The following is a 15,531-nucleotide window of genomic DNA, read 5'->3' on the forward strand; positions in this document are numbered from 1 at the left end:
CGCCTCAATCGGTGAGCGTACGGACGTCCCAGAGCCAGACCCCTCCGGCGTACGTGGGGCGGATGCCGGTCAGCTCGGTCATCCCCCGGCGCAGCGCGTCGGCGTGCCGGTGCGGGCCGAGGACCACCGCGCCCGCCCGCCAGTACCGCAGGTCCCCGACCGCGTCGACCCGCGCCTGCGGGGTGATCGGCGGCACCGCGCCGGTGCGCCGGATCTCGGCGAAGAACTCGCTGGTCGGCCGGGGCGGGGCGGAGAACAGCGCGTCCCGGTCCCGCCCGGGGCGGGTGTCCGGGCCGAGGAAGTAGCCGCGGGCGATGGGCATGTCCAGCCCGGTCCGCGCCGACCAGCGCAGCGGGTCGGCGTAGTGGGTGTCGGGCAGGGGCAGCGTCACGATGCTCCGTCCGCCGGCCGCGTACGGCCGCCAGGCACCGGAGGTGACGAAGTCGGGGACGGGGTCGAGCCGGGTGGTGGGCAGCGGGGTGGGCAGGATCGGCAGCAGCGCCATGGCGAGCACCGTGGCGGCGGCGAAGCGGATCTGCGGTCGGGCCCGCGGATGCCGGGCGGCCAGGACGCGTACGTGCTCCGCCCCGTAGGCGAGCAGCACCCCGACGATCGGAGTGATCGCCAGCGCCCACCGGGTCGGCACCACCGAGTGCAGGATCGGCAGGCCCTCCAGCGCCGCCCACGGGCCGGGCACCCCGGTCCCCCTCCCGTTGAGCTGGATCTCCCGCCCCAGGGAGAGCAGGCCGAAGAGCAGCGTGAGGGCGGCCAGCCCGCGCACCACGACGTGCCGGCGCAGCCACCAGAGCAGGGCGACGACGAGCACGACCAGCGCCCAGCCGAAGAAGGCGTTCTCCTCGGTCGGGTTCTTCGCCAGTCCCTGCGCCGTGCGCGCGTCACCGGCGAGGGACTCCCGGGAGTACGCCACGAACGAGGCGAGGTCCGTGGAGTAGCCGCGGATCAGCCACGACAGTCCGTGGTAGGCCCCAGGCCCGAAGAACTGGACGTACAGCGGGTACGCCAGCAGGACGAGCGCCACCACGGCGCCCGTGCCCAGGCCGGCGAGGAAGGGCCGGGCCCGGCGGCGCAGTTCGGGCCGGCCGAGGGCGAGTGCCCCGACGACCACGCCCAGCCCGATCGCGGTCATCAGCAGCACTTCGAGGTTGATGAAGGCCTGCCAGACGATCGCGAGCGCGAGCAGCAAACCGTTGCGCAGCCAGCGCCCCGGCTCGGCGAGCCGCAGCGTGCGCCAGATGATCAGGGGCACGACGAACTGCGAGACGATGTTGGGGTGCGCGTTCGCGTGCGAGATCATCGCCGGGGCGTACGCGCAGAACGCCGCGCCGAGCCAGGCCGGCCCCCGGGAGCCGACGACCACCCGGGAGAGCAGGAGGTACCAGGCCGTCGCCGTGGCGATCATGCCCAATGTGAGGAACAGCAGAAACGACGCCCGCGTGCCGAACAACAGCGTGACGGGCGTCATTGGGATAGACACGGATAATACGGACGTATTTGCCATCAGGTTGACGCTGTCCGGCACGTTCATCCGGTCCGACGTGAACGGATAAACGAAATCGGTCACCACCCGCGCGCCGTGCGCCATCATCCACTCGAACTGGGACTGGTCCGTACGGTTGTCCCGGATGCCGTGGGACGGACGCAGCCACAGCCGCGCGGTCACCCAGAAGCCGAGCAGGACGAAGCTCGCCACGGCGGCGAGGTCCGTCCACCACCCCTTCCAGGGGCGTACGCCCCGGTCGGACCCGCTTTCCGGCGCTCCGCGTCCCGGCACGCCGGCGGGGAGGTCCGATTCAGGAGTAGTCATAACGATTCGTAGAGTAGTCAGGCTATGGCACCGCCGTGACATGTTTCGGGGTACTGGCGTACCATGTGCCGGGTTCGCCGACCGCCGATCACGTGCCCACCCCCCGACCGCAATTCGGCCACCCAGGTGCCCCGATTCTTCTGCCGTCAGCGCGGATGATTCACTCTGTCGGTCCAGGCGCGGGTCGAGTCATATCGTGAGGAATCGACGCATGGCAGAAATCACTGGGGATCAGCGCGTGCAGTCCGAGGTCCTGGAAGGCCTCGCGACCGCGGTCAACCACCGACGCTGGTTTGTCGAGCTGGCGGTGCCGCACCTCGGTGACAACCCGATCGAGATCGGCAGCGGGCTCGGCGACTACGCGCTGGAGTGGGCGGAGCGGCTGCCCCGGTTCACCGCCACCGAGGCCGACCCGGACCGGCTCGTCTCCCTGAAGGAGCGGCTGGCCGACCAGCCGAACATCGAGGTCCGCCAGATGCTGCTGCCGCACTCGGAGCGGGGCGACTACAGCGCGGCCGTGTCGTACAACGTGTTGGAGCACATCGAGGACCACGTGGGCGCGCTGCGCAGCATGCGCGACCTGGTCCGGCCGGGCGGCAACGTCATCATCATCGTGCCGGCGTTCCAGTTCGCGATGAGCCCGGCGGACATCGCCACCGGCCACGTGCGCCGCTACACCAAGAAGACCCTGGCCGACGCGATGACCGCCGCCGGCCTGACGGTGGAGAAGATCCACTACGCGAACGCGCTCGGGCTGATCGGCTACTTCATGGCGACCAAGGTCTTCCGGCTGATGCCGAAGGAGGGCCCGATGGTCAAGGTCTACGACACCCTCGTGCTCCCCGCCACCAAGGCGGCGGAGCAGCGCGTCCGCCCCCCGTTCGGCCAGTCCGTCTTCGCCGTCGCCCGCGTCCCCGCCTGACCCGCTCTCCCGCTCCCGCTCCCGCGATCTTGCACTTTCCGGCCTCGTTCCGAGGCTTTCGTCCGTTACGTCCGGTCAGCAAGTGCAAGATCACGGGAGCTGACGGGCGGAGGGACTACTCCTTGATCTGGTAGGTGGGGCGGAAGACGGCGCGAGCCAGGGTGTGGAAGGCCAGGTTGAAGCCGACCGCGGCGGGGGTCGCGTCGGGCGTGACGTCGAGGCGCTCCACGTCCAGGGCGTGCACGGCGAAGACGTAGCGGTGCGGGCGGTCACCGGCCGGCGGCGCGGCGCCGCCGTAGCCCTGGTCGCCGTAGTCGTTGCGGACCGTGAAGGCACCGCCGAGATCCTCCGCGCCCGCTCCTCTGGGCAACTCGGTGACGCTCGCCGGCAGGTTGACCAGCACCCAGTGCCAGAACCCGCTGCCCGTCGGGGCGTCCGGGTCCAGGCAAGTCACCACGAAGCCCTTGGTCTCGGCCGGGAAGCCGGACCAGGCGAGCTGCGGCGACACGTTCCCGCCCCCGACGCTGCCGTGGGCGTACGCGGTGTCCATCGGCTCGCCGTTCTGCACGTCGTCGCTGGTCAGGGTGAACGACGACACGGTCGGCAGCAGCTCGTACGGGTCCGGGGCGATCGGTCGTTCCAGGGTCATCGGGACAGGTCCTTCCGGTGAGCGCGGTTGTCCTCCGCCCTTCATACCCCGTCGACGCCCGAGATCGAACCGGCGGCGCCCGCCGTCCCGTACGAGGCGACTTTGACCCGGATCGACGCGTCGCACGCGCCGTGGGCAAGAATGCCTCCCCATGGGCCTTGATCTCTACGTCGGACCGCTGACCCGCTACCACCTGAACGACTGGCTGACCATCACACAGCAGATCGGCGCACAGGAGGGATACGACGTGCGGATCGTCCGGGCGCACGAGGACGAGGACCACGAGACCGACCCGGACATGGTTCAGAACGCCGTACGGGAGTGGCAACAGTGGCTCGGGGAGGCGCTCGGCGGCCCCGTGGACTGGCCGGAGGGCGCGGTTCAGCCGTACTGGACCGACAAACCCGACTGGGACGGATTCGGCGCCGTCCTGCTGTTCGCCGCGTACGACGAGCGCCCGGACCTGCATCCGGGCCCCTGGGGCAAGGAAGACAGCCCGCGCGAGTTCGCTGACGCGCCCGCGTACCAGGCGGCCTCGGCACAGCCCGAGCGCTACGTCACTCTGCTGTCCGGGGTGGAGTGGTGGCTGCCGCTCGCCGAGGATCCGCTCGTGTTCGAGGCGTCCCGACCGACGGGTCAGCCGACCCGGATGGGTTCGATCGATCGGCTGGCGGCGGAGCTGCGCCTGCTGGACGAACGCGCCGGTCTCCTCGCCGGGTACGACCCGGCGGAGCTTCGGCGTGGGCTGTTCACCGACGACCCGTCGCTGGTGGAGTTCGCACGGTTCGGCCTCGCCGTGATGCTCGATCTCGCCGAGACCGCGATCGAGCACCGTCAGCCCCTGCTGCTGGACTACTGACGCACCACCCGAACGGGCACCACGACGCCCCTTGGCCAGGGTTCGCGCCGGCCAGGGGGCGTTGTGCTGTTCCGGGCCGGATGGTGTGCAGCCGGCGCCGGCCGAGACTCGGCTCGAAACATTCCGAACTCGGGTGAGGATCGATCTCGGCGCGCCTGCCCGGGCCGGGGGATAACCCCCGGCCCGGCCGGGGGTTGACCGGCGGACGCGTCCGGGGGCTGATCGGATGGTTGAGCGGGGCGAAGTCGCTGAGGCTGGTGGACGCATCAGCACCGTCCACGGCGGGCTCGTTCGAACAGATCCGGCCCCCTGATCCTCGTCTGGAGCCCGATGACCATCGTTGCAACGTGCCTCAGCCCGCTACGCGGCTGGCACCGCCCGCTGGTGGCGAACGTGACGCTCATGTTCACCCTGACGTTGGTCTCCGCCGTCGGCCTGTTCGTCGACGATCGCCTGCTCATGGGCGAATCGGTCTGGGTGAAGCCGATGAAGTTCGGCTTCGCCATGGGGGTGTACGGCCTGACCCTGGCGTGGCTGCTCAGCAAGCTGAGCAAGGGCAGGCGTCTCGGCTGGTGGCTCGGCACCGTTTTCGCGGTCGCCGGTCTGCTGGACGTCGGTGCCGTCGCCTACGCTGCCGCACACGGCACCTTCAGCCACTTCAACAACAATGCCGAGCCTGTCGCCGAAACCGTGCGGACGGTGTTCTCCATCGGCGTCGCGCCACTCCTGCTGACCACTTTGATCATCGCGGTCCTGGTCCTGATCCAACGCACCGGCGACCGCGCCATGACCCGCGCCCTGCGCGCCGGACTCGGGCTTGCCGTCGCCAGCATGGTCGTGGCCCTCTGGCTCGGCAACTCCTCGAGCGCAGCACCCCGCACGGTGACCGACGCCAACGGCCACCCGGTGTCCATGACCGGCGGCCACGGAATCGGTGACCCCGACGGCAACGGAATGTTCCTCACCAACTGGAGTACGACCGGCGGCGACCTCCGCGTACCGCACTTCGTCGGCCTGCACGCCATCCAGGTGCTGCTGCTCGTCACCGCGATCCTGGGTGTGCTCGCGGCCAGTCATCGTTGGCTCCGCGACGAACGGGTGCGGGCCCGACTGGTCGGCGTCGCCAGCCTCGGCTACACCGGTGTGTTCGCGATATTCACCTGGCAGGCGAAGCGGGGCATGCCGGTGACCCGTCTCGATCGGCAGACACTGGTCGCCTTCGCCGGGGTGGCGGTGTTCATCCTCGTGACGACCGCTGCGGTGGTCGTCGCTGCGCGTCGGCGGTCCGCGTCGCCCAGCGACAGGGAGCAGCACGCTGAACTGTCGGGCGTGGCGGCCCACTGAGCGCCCCCGGTGACGATTCTGATCGCCGACGCGGAGACCGACAACGGCGACAGCGTCCCAGACGCGGCGGCCCGGAGCGAGACGAAGTGAAACCCGCTCACCGTCCGTAGACCCGCCCCCTGACCGGCGTTCGCGCTGGTCAGGGGGCGTTTCTGCTGTTTATCGGCGGAGGGTGTGGGATTCGAACCCACGAAGGACATCGCTGCCCTTACCGGTTTTCAAGACCAGCGCCATCGGCCACTAGGCGAACCCTCCCGGGCCGCGCCCCGCAGGGGTACGCGACCGTGCCTAGTCTGCCACGGCGGCGCACCGGGCGAGCGGGCACGGCACCCGCGTTGAGATGATCGGCGGCATGTGGGAGACCCCGTCCGTCGTGCTGATCACCGGCATCATGGCCGCCGGCAAGTCCACTGTGGCCGAGGCGCTGGCCGGGCGGCTGCCGCGCGCGGTGCACCTGCGTGGGGACGTCTTCCGGCGGATGGTGGTCAGCGGGCGGGAGGAGATGACCGCCGAGCCGTCGGAGGAGGCGTGGCGGCAGTTGCGGCTGCGCTACGACCTCGCGGCGTCGGCGGCGGACCGCTACGCGGCCGCGGGCTTCACGGTGGTGCTCCAGGACGTGATCCTCGGTGCGGACCTGCCGGGCATGGTCGACCGCATCCGGCACCGCCCGCTGGCGGTCGTCGTGCTCGCGCCGAGCCCCGAGGTCGTCGCCGCCCGCGAGGACGCCCGGGAGAAGACCGGGTACGGCGACTGGCCGGTCGCCGACCTGGACGCGGGGTTCCGCGCGGAGACGCCCCGCATGGGGCTCTGGCTGGACACCTCCGCGCAGACGCCGGGGCAGACGGTGGACGAGATCCTGTCCCGGGCGTGGACCGACGGGCGGGTGGGGTAGACACAGGGCATGCGCGCGATGACGATCCCGGAGCCCGGCGGACCCGACGCACTGGTCTGGAGCGAGGTGCCCGATCCCGAGCCCGGCCCCGGCGAGGTGGTCGTCGACGTGCGGGCCACCGCCGTGAACCGGGCGGACCTGCTGCAACGGCAGGGGCACTACCCGCCGCCGCCGGGCGCGCCCGCGTACCCCGGGCTGGAGTGTTCCGGGGTGATCAGCGCGACCGGGCCCGACGTGGCCGGCTGGGAGGTCGGCCAGGAGGTCTGCGCGCTGCTGGCCGGCGGCGGGTACGCGGAGCGCGTCGCCGTGCCGGCCGGGCAGTTGCTGCCGGTGCCGGCGGGGGTCGACCTGGTCGACGCGGCGGCGCTGCCCGAGGTGGCCTGCACGGTCTGGTCGAACGTCGTGCAGCTGGCCCGGCTCGCGAAGGGCGAGACGCTGCTGCTGCACGGCGGCGGCAGCGGGATTGGCACCTTCGCGGTCCAGCTCGGGGTCGCGCTCGGCGCCACGGTGGTGGTCACCGCCCGGGCGGCCAAGCACGAGCGGCTGCGCGAGCTGGGCGCGGCGCACACGATCGACTACCGCGAGCAGGACTTCGTCGAGGAGGTCCGGCGGGTCACGGACGGCCGGGGCGCCGACGTCATCCTCGACATCATGGGCGCCTCCTACCTGCCCCGGAACGTGGCGGCGCTGGCCACCGACGGCCGGCTGGTGGTCATCGGCATGCAGGGCGGTCGCAAGGGCGAGTTGGATCTCGGCGCGCTGCTGGCCAAGCGGGGCACGGTCGCGGCCACCGCGCTGCGGTCCCGGCCCCGGGATCAGAAGGCGGAGATCGTCCGGGGCGTCCGCCAGCAGGTCTGGCCGCTGGTCGAGGCGGGCGCGGTCAGGCCGATCGTGGACCGCCGGCTGCCGATCACCGAGGCGGCGCAGGCGCACCGGCTGGTCGAGTCGAGCGACCACGTCGGCAAGGTGCTGCTCACCACCGGCTGACGCGTCAATCGGCCGGCGCAGCATCACGAGCTGGCCGGCCGGCGGCCGGTGCCGCGCCGCGGCAGCCGGTGCCGCGCCGACCACCGTCGGCCGCCGCGCCGCCGTCGTCCGCCACCGCCGGCCGCCATGTCCGCCGCCGTCGTCCGCCGCGCCGCCGTCGTCCGCCGCGTCGTCCGCCGTCAGGCGGCCGGCGCCGGGTCGGCGGCCGGGCGGGGGAGCATCAGGCGGGCCCCCGAGCCCTCTCCCGAGAGCGAGTCGTCCGGGTTGTAGAGCGTGCAGCGCCGCAGCGACAGGCAGCCGCAGCCGATGCAGCCGTCGAGGTCGTCGCGCAGCTTGGTCATCAGCCGGATCTTCTCGGTCAGGCGCTCCCGCCAGGCCGCGGAGAGCCGCGCCCAGTCCTCCGCGGTGGGGGTACGGGAGGCCGGCAGCGAGTCCAGCGCCTCCCGGATCTCCTCGAGCGAGATGCCGACCTGCTGGGAGATCCGGATGAACGCCACCCGGCGCAGCTCGGTGCGGGCGTACCGGCGCTGGTTGCCGCCCGTCCGCTCGGCCCGGATCAGCCCGAGCCGCTCGTAGTAGCGCAGCGCCGAGGGGGCCACGCCGCTGCGGGTGGAGAGCTGGCCGATGGTCAGTGACTCGTGCATCACGTCGCCTTGAGTTGAAGCGGACTTCAACTTGCAGGCTAGCGGCATGACCACGATGACCGCCAACGCGGGTCGGGTGGCGACCGCCCCACCGCCGGACGACCCGACCGTGCCGCCCCTGCCCGGGCCCGTCGCCGCGCTGTACGAGCGGGTCCGCGCGGGCCGGGAGTTCGGCGCGAACGTCCGTTCCACGGTCGACGTGCTCTGGGTGCTCTACGACCGGATCCTGCGGATCACCCCGGAGACCGTCGACGCGCCGGAGCGGGACCGGTTCCTGCTCTCCAAGGGGCACGCCGTCGCCGGCTACTACGCCGTGCTCGCCGCGAAGGGCTTCGTCCCCGCCGACTGGTTGGACGACCAGGGCGGCCCGGGGAGCCGACTCGGCGACCACCCCGACCGGATGCTGGTGCCCGGGGTGGAGATCGGCTCCGGCTCCCTCGGCCACGGGCTCGGGCTCGGCGTGGGCACCGCGCTCGGGCTGCGCGCCCAGGGCCTGCTCACGCCCCGGGTCTTCGTGCTGCTCGGCGACGCGGAGCTGGACGAGGGATCCAACCACGAGGCGATCGCGTACGCGGGCGCGACCGGGTTGGGCAACCTGACCGCGATCGTGATCGACAACGGCTCCGCCACGCACGGCTGGCCGGGCGGCGCCGCGGCCCGGTTCACCGTCAACGGCTGGACCGCCGCCACCGTCGACGGGCGCGACCACGACGCCCTGCACACCGCCCTGACCGGGCAGGACAACCACCGGCCGCACGTCGTCGTCGCGGTCGTCGACCAGGGGGAGTGACCGTGCGGGACCGTTTCGTCGACACCACCACCGCGCTGCTCGCGGACGATCCGCGTACGGCGCTGGTGCTGGCGGACATCTCCGCCGCCGCGTTCGCCCCGGCCGCGCGGCGACACCCGGACCGGGTCCTCAACGTCGGGATCCGCGAGCAGTTGATGGTGGGCGTGGCCGGCGGGCTGGCGTTGACCGGGCTGCGGCCGATCGCGCACAGCTACGCCCCGTTCCTGGTCGAGCGCGCGTACGAGCAGCTCAAGTTGGACCTCGACCACCAGGGTGTGGGCGCGGTGCTGGTCAGCGTCGGCGCGTCGTACGACCGGGCGGCTGCCGGGCGCACCCACCTCTCGCCGGCGGACGTCTCGCTGATCGACACCCTGCACGGCTGGACCGTGCACGTCCCCGGCCACCCCGACGAGGTGCCGGCGCTGCTGCGGGACGCGGTGGCCGCCGACGGCTCGGCGTACCTGCGGCTCTCCACCCAGCACAACGACCGGCCGTACGGCGGCGACGGCGCGCTGCGCGTGCTCCGGGACGCGGGGCCGGGCGCCCCGCTGCTGGTCGCGGTCGGCCCGGTGCTGGACGCGTCGCTCGCCGCGGCGGCCGATCTGGGCGTCACGGTGGCGTACACCCACCGGCCCCGGCCGTTCGACACCGCGGGGCTGCGGGCGCTGGCCGGCACGGAGGTGATCCTGGTCGAGCCCTACCTGGCCGGGACGTCGGCGCGGGTGGTGTCGGCGGCGCTGGCCGACCGGCCGCACCGGCTGCTGGCGCTCGGCGTCGGGCGCGAGGAGCTGCGCCGCTACGGGTCGGCCGAGGACCACACCCGGTGGCACGGGCTGGACGCCGCCGGGCTGCGCCGCTCGGTCGGCGGGTTCCTGGAGTCGGCGCTGGCGCCGGCCGGCCGCTGAGCCGCGACGACCCGCCGCGGGGCAGGTCTCGGCGGCGGGTCAGCGGGTGGGGGCGCCGAGGGGGCGGCGGCGGGTGCGCTCGCGGCCGAGGATCCAGAGCGCCTCGACGCCGTCCTTCCAGGTGATCTTCTTGCCCTCCTCGCGGCCCCGCGCCCGGTAGCTGATCGGCACCTCGTAGGGGCGGATCCGGCGGCGCAGCAGCTTGCCGGTCACCTCCGCCTCCATGCCGAAGCCGCGCGAGCGGACGTCGAGCGAGCGGTAGAGGTCGACCGGCATCAGCTTGAAGCAGGTCTCCAGGTCGCCGATGTAGGAGTTGAACAGCACGTTGGCGGCCATCGTGACGCCCTTGTTGCCCATCACGTACCAGAAGCTGTAGGCGCTGTGGCTGCCGAAGGTGCGATTGCCGTAGACGACCGTGGCCCGCCCGTCGAGCACCGGGTCGAGCAGCTTGGGGATGTCCTGCGGGTCGTATTCCAGGTCGGCGTCGAGGATGACCAGGTAATCACCCTCCGCGTTGTCGACCGCCGTCTTGATGGCCGCGCCCTTGCCGGCGTTGCGCTGGTGGGTGATGACCCGCAGGCGCGCGTCGTCGGCCCGGCCGAGGATCTCACCGGTGCCGTCCCGGCTGCCGTCGTCGACCACGACCAGCTCGATCTCGCACGGGTAGTCGACCGCCAACGCCTGCTTGAGAGCATCCGCGATGCGTTCTTCCTCGTTGTAGACCGGCATGAGGATCGAGAGCTTCACGGGAATCTCCACGGTGGCGACAATACGTCGGCCCTAGCCTAGCCTGGCTGGTCAGCGGGACGGTGCCCAGCACCGCGGGCATCGACCGTGGCGGCCTCAGGAAGATGGTGTTTACTTCCGCCATGTCGGCAGCCGGCTACCCGCTCGCCCTGGCCCCCGTCGCCGCGATCGGACTGCTCACCGTCGCCCTCCGGCCGCTGGCCACCGAGACCGTGGCGCCGCTGCGCCTCGCGCTGGTCCGGGCCGCCCTGGTCACGGGCGCGTTCGCGGTACTCACGGTGGAGTTGCTCGGCGCGCTGGGGCTGCTCACCCTGCCGGCGTTCGCCGTCGCCTGGCTGCTCTTCCTCGCCGCCACCGGCGCGGCCGCCGGACAGCGCCGGTGGCGGGACGCCGCGCGACGGGCGGCGGCGGTCGCGGCGCCACGCCGCGCCCTGGTCGGCGCGACCACCGGCCCCACCACCGGTGCCCCGGCCCCGCCGCCCGCACCGGATGCCGGCGCGCCGGGCGCCGCCGGGGCCCGCCGGTCCGGCTGGTGGACCGGTCTGGCCGAAGTCTGGCGTACGGCGGGGCGGGGCGAGCGGCTGCTCGCCGGCACGGTCGGCGGGCTGCTCCTGGTCGAGCTGCTGATCGCCCTGCTGGCCGAACCGAACAACTTCGACTCGCAGACCTACCACCTGCCGAAGGTGGAGCACTGGGTGGCCCAGGGCGACCTCGACTTCTGGCCCACCGCCATCCACCGCCAGGTGACCATCCCGCCCGGCGCCGAGTACCTGCTGCTGCACCTGCGCCTCTTCACCGGCGGCGACGCGCTGCACCACCTGGTGCAGTGGGCCGCCGGGGTCGGCGTCCTGCTGGCGGCGACCCGGATCACCGCCCAGCTCGGCGGGAGCCGCCGGGCCCAGCTGCTCACCGCGTTCGTGCTGGCCACCACGCCGATGGTGGCGCTCCAGGCGACCAGCACCCAGACCGACCTGGTCTGCGCCGCCTGGGTGGCCTGCGCGGCGACGCTCGCGCTGGACGGGCTGCGCCGGCGCGCCGGGGTCGGAACGATGCTCGGGCTGGGGGCGGCCACCGGGCTGACCGCGGTCACCAAGACCAACGGCCTGATGGCGCTCGGGCCGCTGCTGGTGCTCTGGGGGCTCGCCCAGCTCCGACTGGCGCGGGGCACCGCGCGGGAGCGCGCCGGAGCGGTGCCCGACAGGGCCGGCGCGGTGGGCGGCCCGGATGTCGGTCACGCCGGTGGGGCTGCCGCGCCCGGCGGCCTCCGGCCGGGGCGCCAGGTGGCCCGGACGGTGGCCGGGTCCGTGCTGATCCTGTTGGTCGCGGCGGTCGTGGTCGGTCCGTTCCTCGCCCGGGTGACCGCCGAGTTCGGGCACCCGCTCGGCCCGCCCCGGCTGCGCGAGTCCGTCCCGATGGAGCGGCACGACCCGCCCTCGGTGCTCGTCAACGCGCTGCGGATCGCGCACACGGCGTTCGACACCCCGCTCGCGCCGCTGCGCCGGGCCGGCGCCGAGGCGATCGTCGCCAGCGCCGACCTGATCGGGGTGGACCCCCAGGACCGGGCCACCACCTTCGGGCGGGAACGCTTCCCGGTGCCGTCCTGGTACCCGGACGAGGACCGGGTGGCCTTCCCGCTGGCCGGGGCGCTGGCGCTGATCGGGACGGGGTTCGCGCTGGCCAGGCCGGGCCGGGTCGGCCCGACGCAGGCGGGGCCGCTGCGCGCGTACGCGGTGGTCGTGGTGGTGGCCGTGCTGCTGCACACCGCCATGGTCAAGTGGCAGCCGTGGGGCAACCGCCTGCTGCTCTACGCGCTGGCGCTGGCCGTACCGCTGGCGGGGCTCTGGCTCGACGCGCTGTTCCGCCGCCGGTCGACCGCGCGGGACGGCGGCGCGGGACGGCGGTCGGTGGCGGTCGGGCTCGCGGTGACCGTGCTGGCCACCTGCGCGCTGGCCGGGGTGCTCGCGGTGTCGTACGGCTTCCCGCGCCGGCTGGTCGGCGCGGGCTCGGTCTTCACCACCTCCGAGTGGGAGACCCGGTTCCTGCGGCGCCCCCAGTGGGCGGAGGAGTTCCGCTGGGCGGCGGGCGCGGTACGCGCGACGGACGCCCGTCGGATCGGCCTGGTGCAGCAGAACGACAACTGGGAGTACCCCTGGTGGCTGCTGCTGCGGGACGCCGACGGCCGCCAGCCGGAGCTGGTGGCGCTGCAGTCCGTGCTGCCCGGGCGCCCGCCGGCCGACCCCGCCTCGGTGGACGCGATCGTCTGCACCGGCAGCCGGCCGGCGTGCGCGGAGCTGGTGCCGGCGGGCTGGCGCGTCGAGTTCCGGGGCTACGTCGGCTACGCCCTGCCGCCCGGGCGCTGACCCGCCCGGCGTCTCCGCCGGCGCACCGCCGGCGCCGCCCGGCGCGTCCGGGCCGCGCACCGCCGGCGCCGCCCGGCGCGTCCGGGCCGCGCACCGCCGACGCCGCCCGGCGCCTCCGGCCGGACACCGCCGATGCCGCCCGGCCACCCGGAGAGGGCGGCCGGAGCGACGGCCGCAGCACCCCTGACGTCGTCCGCCTCGCCCGGATCGTCCGGTTCTACACTCCGCGCGCAAGGATTCCGAGACGCATTCACATATCTCGAAGCCGGCGTTACCTTCTGGTAACTCGATCGACGTCCCGCGATCGAGCCGAAAGGAGTGCGTCGATGCATGGTTCCCCTGCCAGACGCGAACGCGCGACCCGACGACGGGTGCTCACCGTCGTCGTCGCCGCCGCTCTCGTCCTGCCGATGCTCGCCGGAACGGCCTCCCCCGCCACCGCGGCCGACCGTCCGGCCATCCAGCCACTCCCCGGCAACCTGGAGGCGATCCGCGCCGCCGAGGCCACCGCCCTCTACGGCGCGCCCGCCATCCGCCCCATCGAACAGCGCCGCACCGCGCTGATCACGATGGGCGACAGCGAGATCTCGGGCGAGGGGGTGGGCAACTACGTCCCCGGCACCCACGAACCCGGCAACTGGTGCGACCGCTCGTACGACCAGGCGGTCTTCCGCACCGGGATCCCGGCCGACGAGAAGTACAACATCGCCTGCTCCGGGGCGACCCCGTGGAACCTGATCCGGGGCGGGCCCACCCAGCACAACGAGCTGAACCAGGGCGACCACCTGGCGATCAAGGCGCGCAACACGCACATCAAGCTGATCTGGGTGGTGGTCGGCGCGAACGGCGACGGCACGATCCAGTTCGGCCCCGTCGCCACCGACTGCACCATCCGCCGGGTCTTCTTCCAGGGCCCCTGCTACCCCACCTACACCGACCAGTGGACGGTGCGCACCGACGGCAGCCGACAGGCGGTCGAGGACACGCTCACCGACATCCGGCAGACCATGACGGGCGCGGGCTACCTGCGGTCGGACTACGAACTGGTGCTCATGTCGTACCCGAGCCCCGGCAGCCCGGACGTGGAGGACAACCCGAACTTCCCCGGCTGGTACGCCGGTGGCTGCCTGCTCTACCTGGCCGACGCCGCGTTCGCCCGGAACAAGGCGGTGCCCCTGTTCGAGTCGGCGCTGCGGGCGGCGGCGACCAACACCGGCACCCGCTATCTCGACGCGAGCCGCCTGTTCCACGGCCACGAGGTGTGCACCGACAACACCGCCGTCCGCGGCCTCCACATCGAGATCGGCGTCTGGGACGAGAACGCGGCGCGGCAGTCGTTCCACCCGAACTATCGGGGGCACGGCATGTTCGCCCAGTGCGTCACCCAGTTCTGGAACTCCGGGCAGCAGCGCGCCACCTGCGTCGACCCGGCCAGCACCGGCAACGGCGTGCTCTACTCGGGGCTGTTCGAGTTCAGGCAGCTACGCAACGCCGCCACCGGCACCTGCGTCGACGGCAAGGGCTACGACTCGCGCAACGGCACGCCGCAGCAGTCGTACGGCTGCCACGGCGGGCGCAACCAGGGCTTCTGGTACGACCCGGCCCGGCAGTCGCTGCACTCGGAGCTCTCCCACGACCGCTGCCTGGACGTCTCGGGCGGCACGCTGAACTCCGGCACGGCGGTCAACGTCCACGACTGCCACGGCGGCGCCAACCAGAGGTTCGTGCTGGCCGGCAACCAGATCAAGGCGGCCGGCAACACCAACCTCTGCCTGGCCTTCGACGACCCGTGGCTGGGCACCCCGCGGCTGCGGCTGGCCACCTGCTCCACCAGCACGCGCCAGCAGTGGTCGTTCGAGTCCCGCGCCTTCGCCAACCCGGTGGGCTACGGGCACGACGACTTCATCGGCTCCCGGGTGTACTGAGGTGGGGTGTGGCCCGCCGTGCCCGGCTCCGGGCGGTCCGGCCTGATCCCTCCGCCGGGCACGGCGGCCACACCTACTTCTGCTTGACCGGCACGACGATCAGGCGGGCCACGCCGCCGTCCCCCTCCTTGGCGCCGGCCACGCCGACCGTCGTGCCCACCCCGATGTCGGTGGACGCGATCGTCGTACGACGCTCGACGACGCGCAGCTCGTCGCCGAAGGTCCAGGTCATGGTGAAGCCGTCGGTGGACTTCACGGTCATCTTCCCGCCGTCGATCGCGGTCACCTCGCCCCGCTGCACGGCGACGGTCCTCGTGCCGCCGTCCTTCGTCCGCACCACGGCCTCGCCGTGCAGCGTGTTCTTCCGCAGCAGCACCCGGGCCTGCCGGCGCTTGCGCCACTCCTCCGCGCGCTCGCGTCGCGGCTTCTCCCCGGTCGCGGTGGGCGAGGCCGTCGGCGAGGCGGGTGCGGCCACGGGGTCGACGTCCAGGTCGCCGGCGTCGAAGCCCATCGCGGCGAGCGCCTGGCCCTCCGCGCCGAGCGCCGCGACGACCTCGACGGCGGTCTCGCGGGCCGGTTGGCCCGCCACCTCGGCCGCGCCGCAGCCGGTGAGCCCCAACGCGACCGCCGCAAACAGCGTGCCGGCGGCGATTCCCCAACGTGCCATGAGTCTCCCTCTCGT

14 protein-coding genes and 1 tRNA gene are annotated in these 15,531 nt (G+C 73.1%); 9 read left to right on the forward strand and 6 right to left on the reverse strand.

Annotated features, from left to right (window positions below; all coding sequences use genetic code 11):
- Nucleotides 1-4 precede the first annotated feature (4 nt).
- A complete protein-coding gene (locus ACGFZ2_RS30010; RefSeq protein WP_393459357.1) occupies nt 5-1,825 on the reverse strand; it encodes a hypothetical protein in 1,821 nt (606 codons plus the stop codon).
- Between the two features lie 211 nt (nt 1,826-2,036).
- Between ACGFZ2_RS30010 and ACGFZ2_RS30015 the strand changes: the two genes are divergently transcribed.
- Nucleotides 2,037-2,747, forward strand: a complete 711-nt coding sequence (locus ACGFZ2_RS30015) for a class I SAM-dependent methyltransferase (protein ID WP_350712433.1) — start codon at nt 2,037-2,039, stop codon at nt 2,745-2,747.
- A 115-nt stretch (nt 2,748-2,862) separates the two neighbouring features.
- Here ACGFZ2_RS30015 and ACGFZ2_RS30020 read toward each other — a convergent pair whose 3' ends face one another.
- Nucleotides 2,863-3,396 (reverse strand): YbhB/YbcL family Raf kinase inhibitor-like protein, encoded by a 534-nt coding sequence (locus tag ACGFZ2_RS30020; RefSeq protein WP_393459360.1) that lies wholly within the window; start codon nt 3,394-3,396, stop codon nt 2,863-2,865.
- A 151-nt stretch (nt 3,397-3,547) separates the two neighbouring features.
- Between ACGFZ2_RS30020 and ACGFZ2_RS30025 the strand changes: the two genes are divergently transcribed.
- Together ACGFZ2_RS30025 and ACGFZ2_RS30030 are read left to right on the forward strand one after the other, a co-directional pair.
- Entirely contained in the window at nt 3,548-4,255 is a 708-nt protein-coding gene (locus ACGFZ2_RS30025; RefSeq protein WP_393459363.1) for a hypothetical protein, read from the forward strand.
- Nucleotides 4,256-4,585: 330 nt separating this feature from the next.
- Nucleotides 4,586-5,599, forward strand: a complete 1,014-nt coding sequence (locus tag ACGFZ2_RS30030; protein ID WP_393459366.1) for a hypothetical protein — start codon at nt 4,586-4,588, stop codon at nt 5,597-5,599.
- Nucleotides 5,600-5,765: 166 nt separating this feature from the next.
- Here the strand turns inward: ACGFZ2_RS30030 and ACGFZ2_RS30035 are convergent.
- Nucleotides 5,766-5,854, reverse strand: a tRNA-Ser gene (locus ACGFZ2_RS30035).
- Nucleotides 5,855-5,951: 97 nt separating this feature from the next.
- Between ACGFZ2_RS30035 and ACGFZ2_RS30040 the strand changes: the two genes are divergently transcribed.
- A complete protein-coding gene (locus tag ACGFZ2_RS30040) occupies nt 5,952-6,491 on the forward strand; it encodes an AAA family ATPase (RefSeq protein WP_393259357.1) in 540 nt (179 codons plus the stop codon).
- Nucleotides 6,492-6,500: 9 nt separating this feature from the next.
- Nucleotides 6,501-7,478 (forward strand): NAD(P)H-quinone oxidoreductase, encoded by a 978-nt coding sequence (locus ACGFZ2_RS30045; protein WP_393459369.1) that lies wholly within the window; start codon nt 6,501-6,503, stop codon nt 7,476-7,478.
- Nucleotides 7,479-7,657: 179 nt separating this feature from the next.
- Here the strand turns inward: ACGFZ2_RS30045 and soxR are convergent, their stop codons facing one another.
- Nucleotides 7,658-8,122: a redox-sensitive transcriptional activator SoxR gene (gene soxR, locus ACGFZ2_RS30050; protein ID WP_393459372.1), complete on the reverse strand. Its 465-nt coding sequence runs from the start codon at nt 8,120-8,122 to the stop codon at nt 7,658-7,660.
- Nucleotides 8,123-8,168: 46 nt separating this feature from the next.
- Here soxR and ACGFZ2_RS30055 point away from each other — a divergent pair, with 46 nt between their 5' ends.
- Both ACGFZ2_RS30055 and ACGFZ2_RS30060 read left to right on the forward strand, forming a co-directional pair.
- Nucleotides 8,169-8,912, forward strand: a complete 744-nt coding sequence (locus tag ACGFZ2_RS30055; protein WP_393459375.1) for a transketolase — start codon at nt 8,169-8,171, stop codon at nt 8,910-8,912.
- 2 nt (nt 8,913-8,914) lie between these two features.
- Complete coding sequence (locus ACGFZ2_RS30060) at nt 8,915-9,817, forward strand: transketolase (protein ID WP_357462836.1); 903 nt, start codon at nt 8,915-8,917, stop codon at nt 9,815-9,817.
- Nucleotides 9,818-9,856: 39 nt separating this feature from the next.
- On the opposite strand, the gene ACGFZ2_RS30065 is transcribed toward ACGFZ2_RS30060, so the two are convergent.
- The gene (locus ACGFZ2_RS30065) at nt 9,857-10,564 is read right to left on the reverse strand and encodes a glycosyltransferase family 2 protein (RefSeq protein ID WP_357698383.1); all 708 of its coding nucleotides are present in this window, start codon (nt 10,562-10,564) and stop codon (nt 9,857-9,859) included.
- A 122-nt stretch (nt 10,565-10,686) separates the two neighbouring features.
- Here ACGFZ2_RS30065 and ACGFZ2_RS30070 point away from each other — a divergent pair, with 122 nt between their 5' ends.
- Both ACGFZ2_RS30070 and ACGFZ2_RS30075 read left to right on the forward strand, forming a co-directional pair.
- On the forward strand, nt 10,687-12,924 hold the full coding sequence (locus tag ACGFZ2_RS30070) for a hypothetical protein (protein WP_393459378.1): 2,238 nt from the start codon (nt 10,687-10,689) through the stop codon (nt 12,922-12,924).
- Between the two features lie 326 nt (nt 12,925-13,250).
- Nucleotides 13,251-14,849 carry a ricin-type beta-trefoil lectin domain protein gene (locus ACGFZ2_RS30075; RefSeq protein ID WP_393459381.1) on the forward strand — a complete coding sequence of 533 codons (1,599 nt, stop codon included), beginning with the start codon at nt 13,251-13,253 and terminating at the stop codon, nt 14,847-14,849.
- A gap of 73 nt (nt 14,850-14,922) precedes the next feature.
- Here ACGFZ2_RS30075 and ACGFZ2_RS30080 read toward each other — a convergent pair whose 3' ends face one another.
- The gene (locus ACGFZ2_RS30080) at nt 14,923-15,516 is read right to left on the reverse strand and encodes a hypothetical protein (RefSeq protein ID WP_393459384.1); all 594 of its coding nucleotides are present in this window, start codon (nt 15,514-15,516) and stop codon (nt 14,923-14,925) included.
- Nucleotides 15,517-15,531: the final 15 nt, after the last annotated feature.

It is taken from the genome of Micromonospora sp. NPDC048063, from assembly GCF_043202855.1.
In the GTDB taxonomy this organism is placed as follows: domain Bacteria; phylum Actinomycetota; class Actinomycetes; order Mycobacteriales; family Micromonosporaceae; genus Micromonospora.

Bases quoted from the DNA above. Each gene is read 5' to 3' on its own strand.
- ACGFZ2_RS30080 (WP_393459384.1), bottom strand. From the start codon at position 15,516: ATGGCACGTTGGGGAATCGCCGCCGGCACGCTGTTTGCGGCGGTCGCG.
- ACGFZ2_RS30055 (WP_393459375.1), top strand. From the start codon at position 8,169: ATGACCACGATGACCGCCAACGCGGGTCGGGTGGCGACCGCCCCACCG.
- ACGFZ2_RS30015 (WP_350712433.1), top strand. From the start codon at position 2,037: ATGGCAGAAATCACTGGGGATCAGCGCGTGCAGTCCGAGGTCCTGGAA.
- ACGFZ2_RS30025 (WP_393459363.1), top strand. From the start codon at position 3,548: ATGGGCCTTGATCTCTACGTCGGACCGCTGACCCGCTACCACCTGAAC.
- ACGFZ2_RS30010 (WP_393459357.1), bottom strand. From the start codon at position 1,825: ATGACTACTCCTGAATCGGACCTCCCCGCCGGCGTGCCGGGACGCGGA.
- ACGFZ2_RS30075 (WP_393459381.1), top strand. From the start codon at position 13,251: ATGCATGGTTCCCCTGCCAGACGCGAACGCGCGACCCGACGACGGGTG.
- ACGFZ2_RS30040 (WP_393259357.1), top strand. From the start codon at position 5,952: ATGTGGGAGACCCCGTCCGTCGTGCTGATCACCGGCATCATGGCCGCC.
- ACGFZ2_RS30020 (WP_393459360.1), bottom strand. From the start codon at position 3,396: ATGACCCTGGAACGACCGATCGCCCCGGACCCGTACGAGCTGCTGCCG.
- ACGFZ2_RS30070 (WP_393459378.1), top strand. From the start codon at position 10,687: ATGTCGGCAGCCGGCTACCCGCTCGCCCTGGCCCCCGTCGCCGCGATC.
- soxR (WP_393459372.1), bottom strand. From the start codon at position 8,122: ATGCACGAGTCACTGACCATCGGCCAGCTCTCCACCCGCAGCGGCGTG.
- ACGFZ2_RS30030 (WP_393459366.1), top strand. From the start codon at position 4,586: ATGACCATCGTTGCAACGTGCCTCAGCCCGCTACGCGGCTGGCACCGC.
- ACGFZ2_RS30045 (WP_393459369.1), top strand. From the start codon at position 6,501: ATGCGCGCGATGACGATCCCGGAGCCCGGCGGACCCGACGCACTGGTC.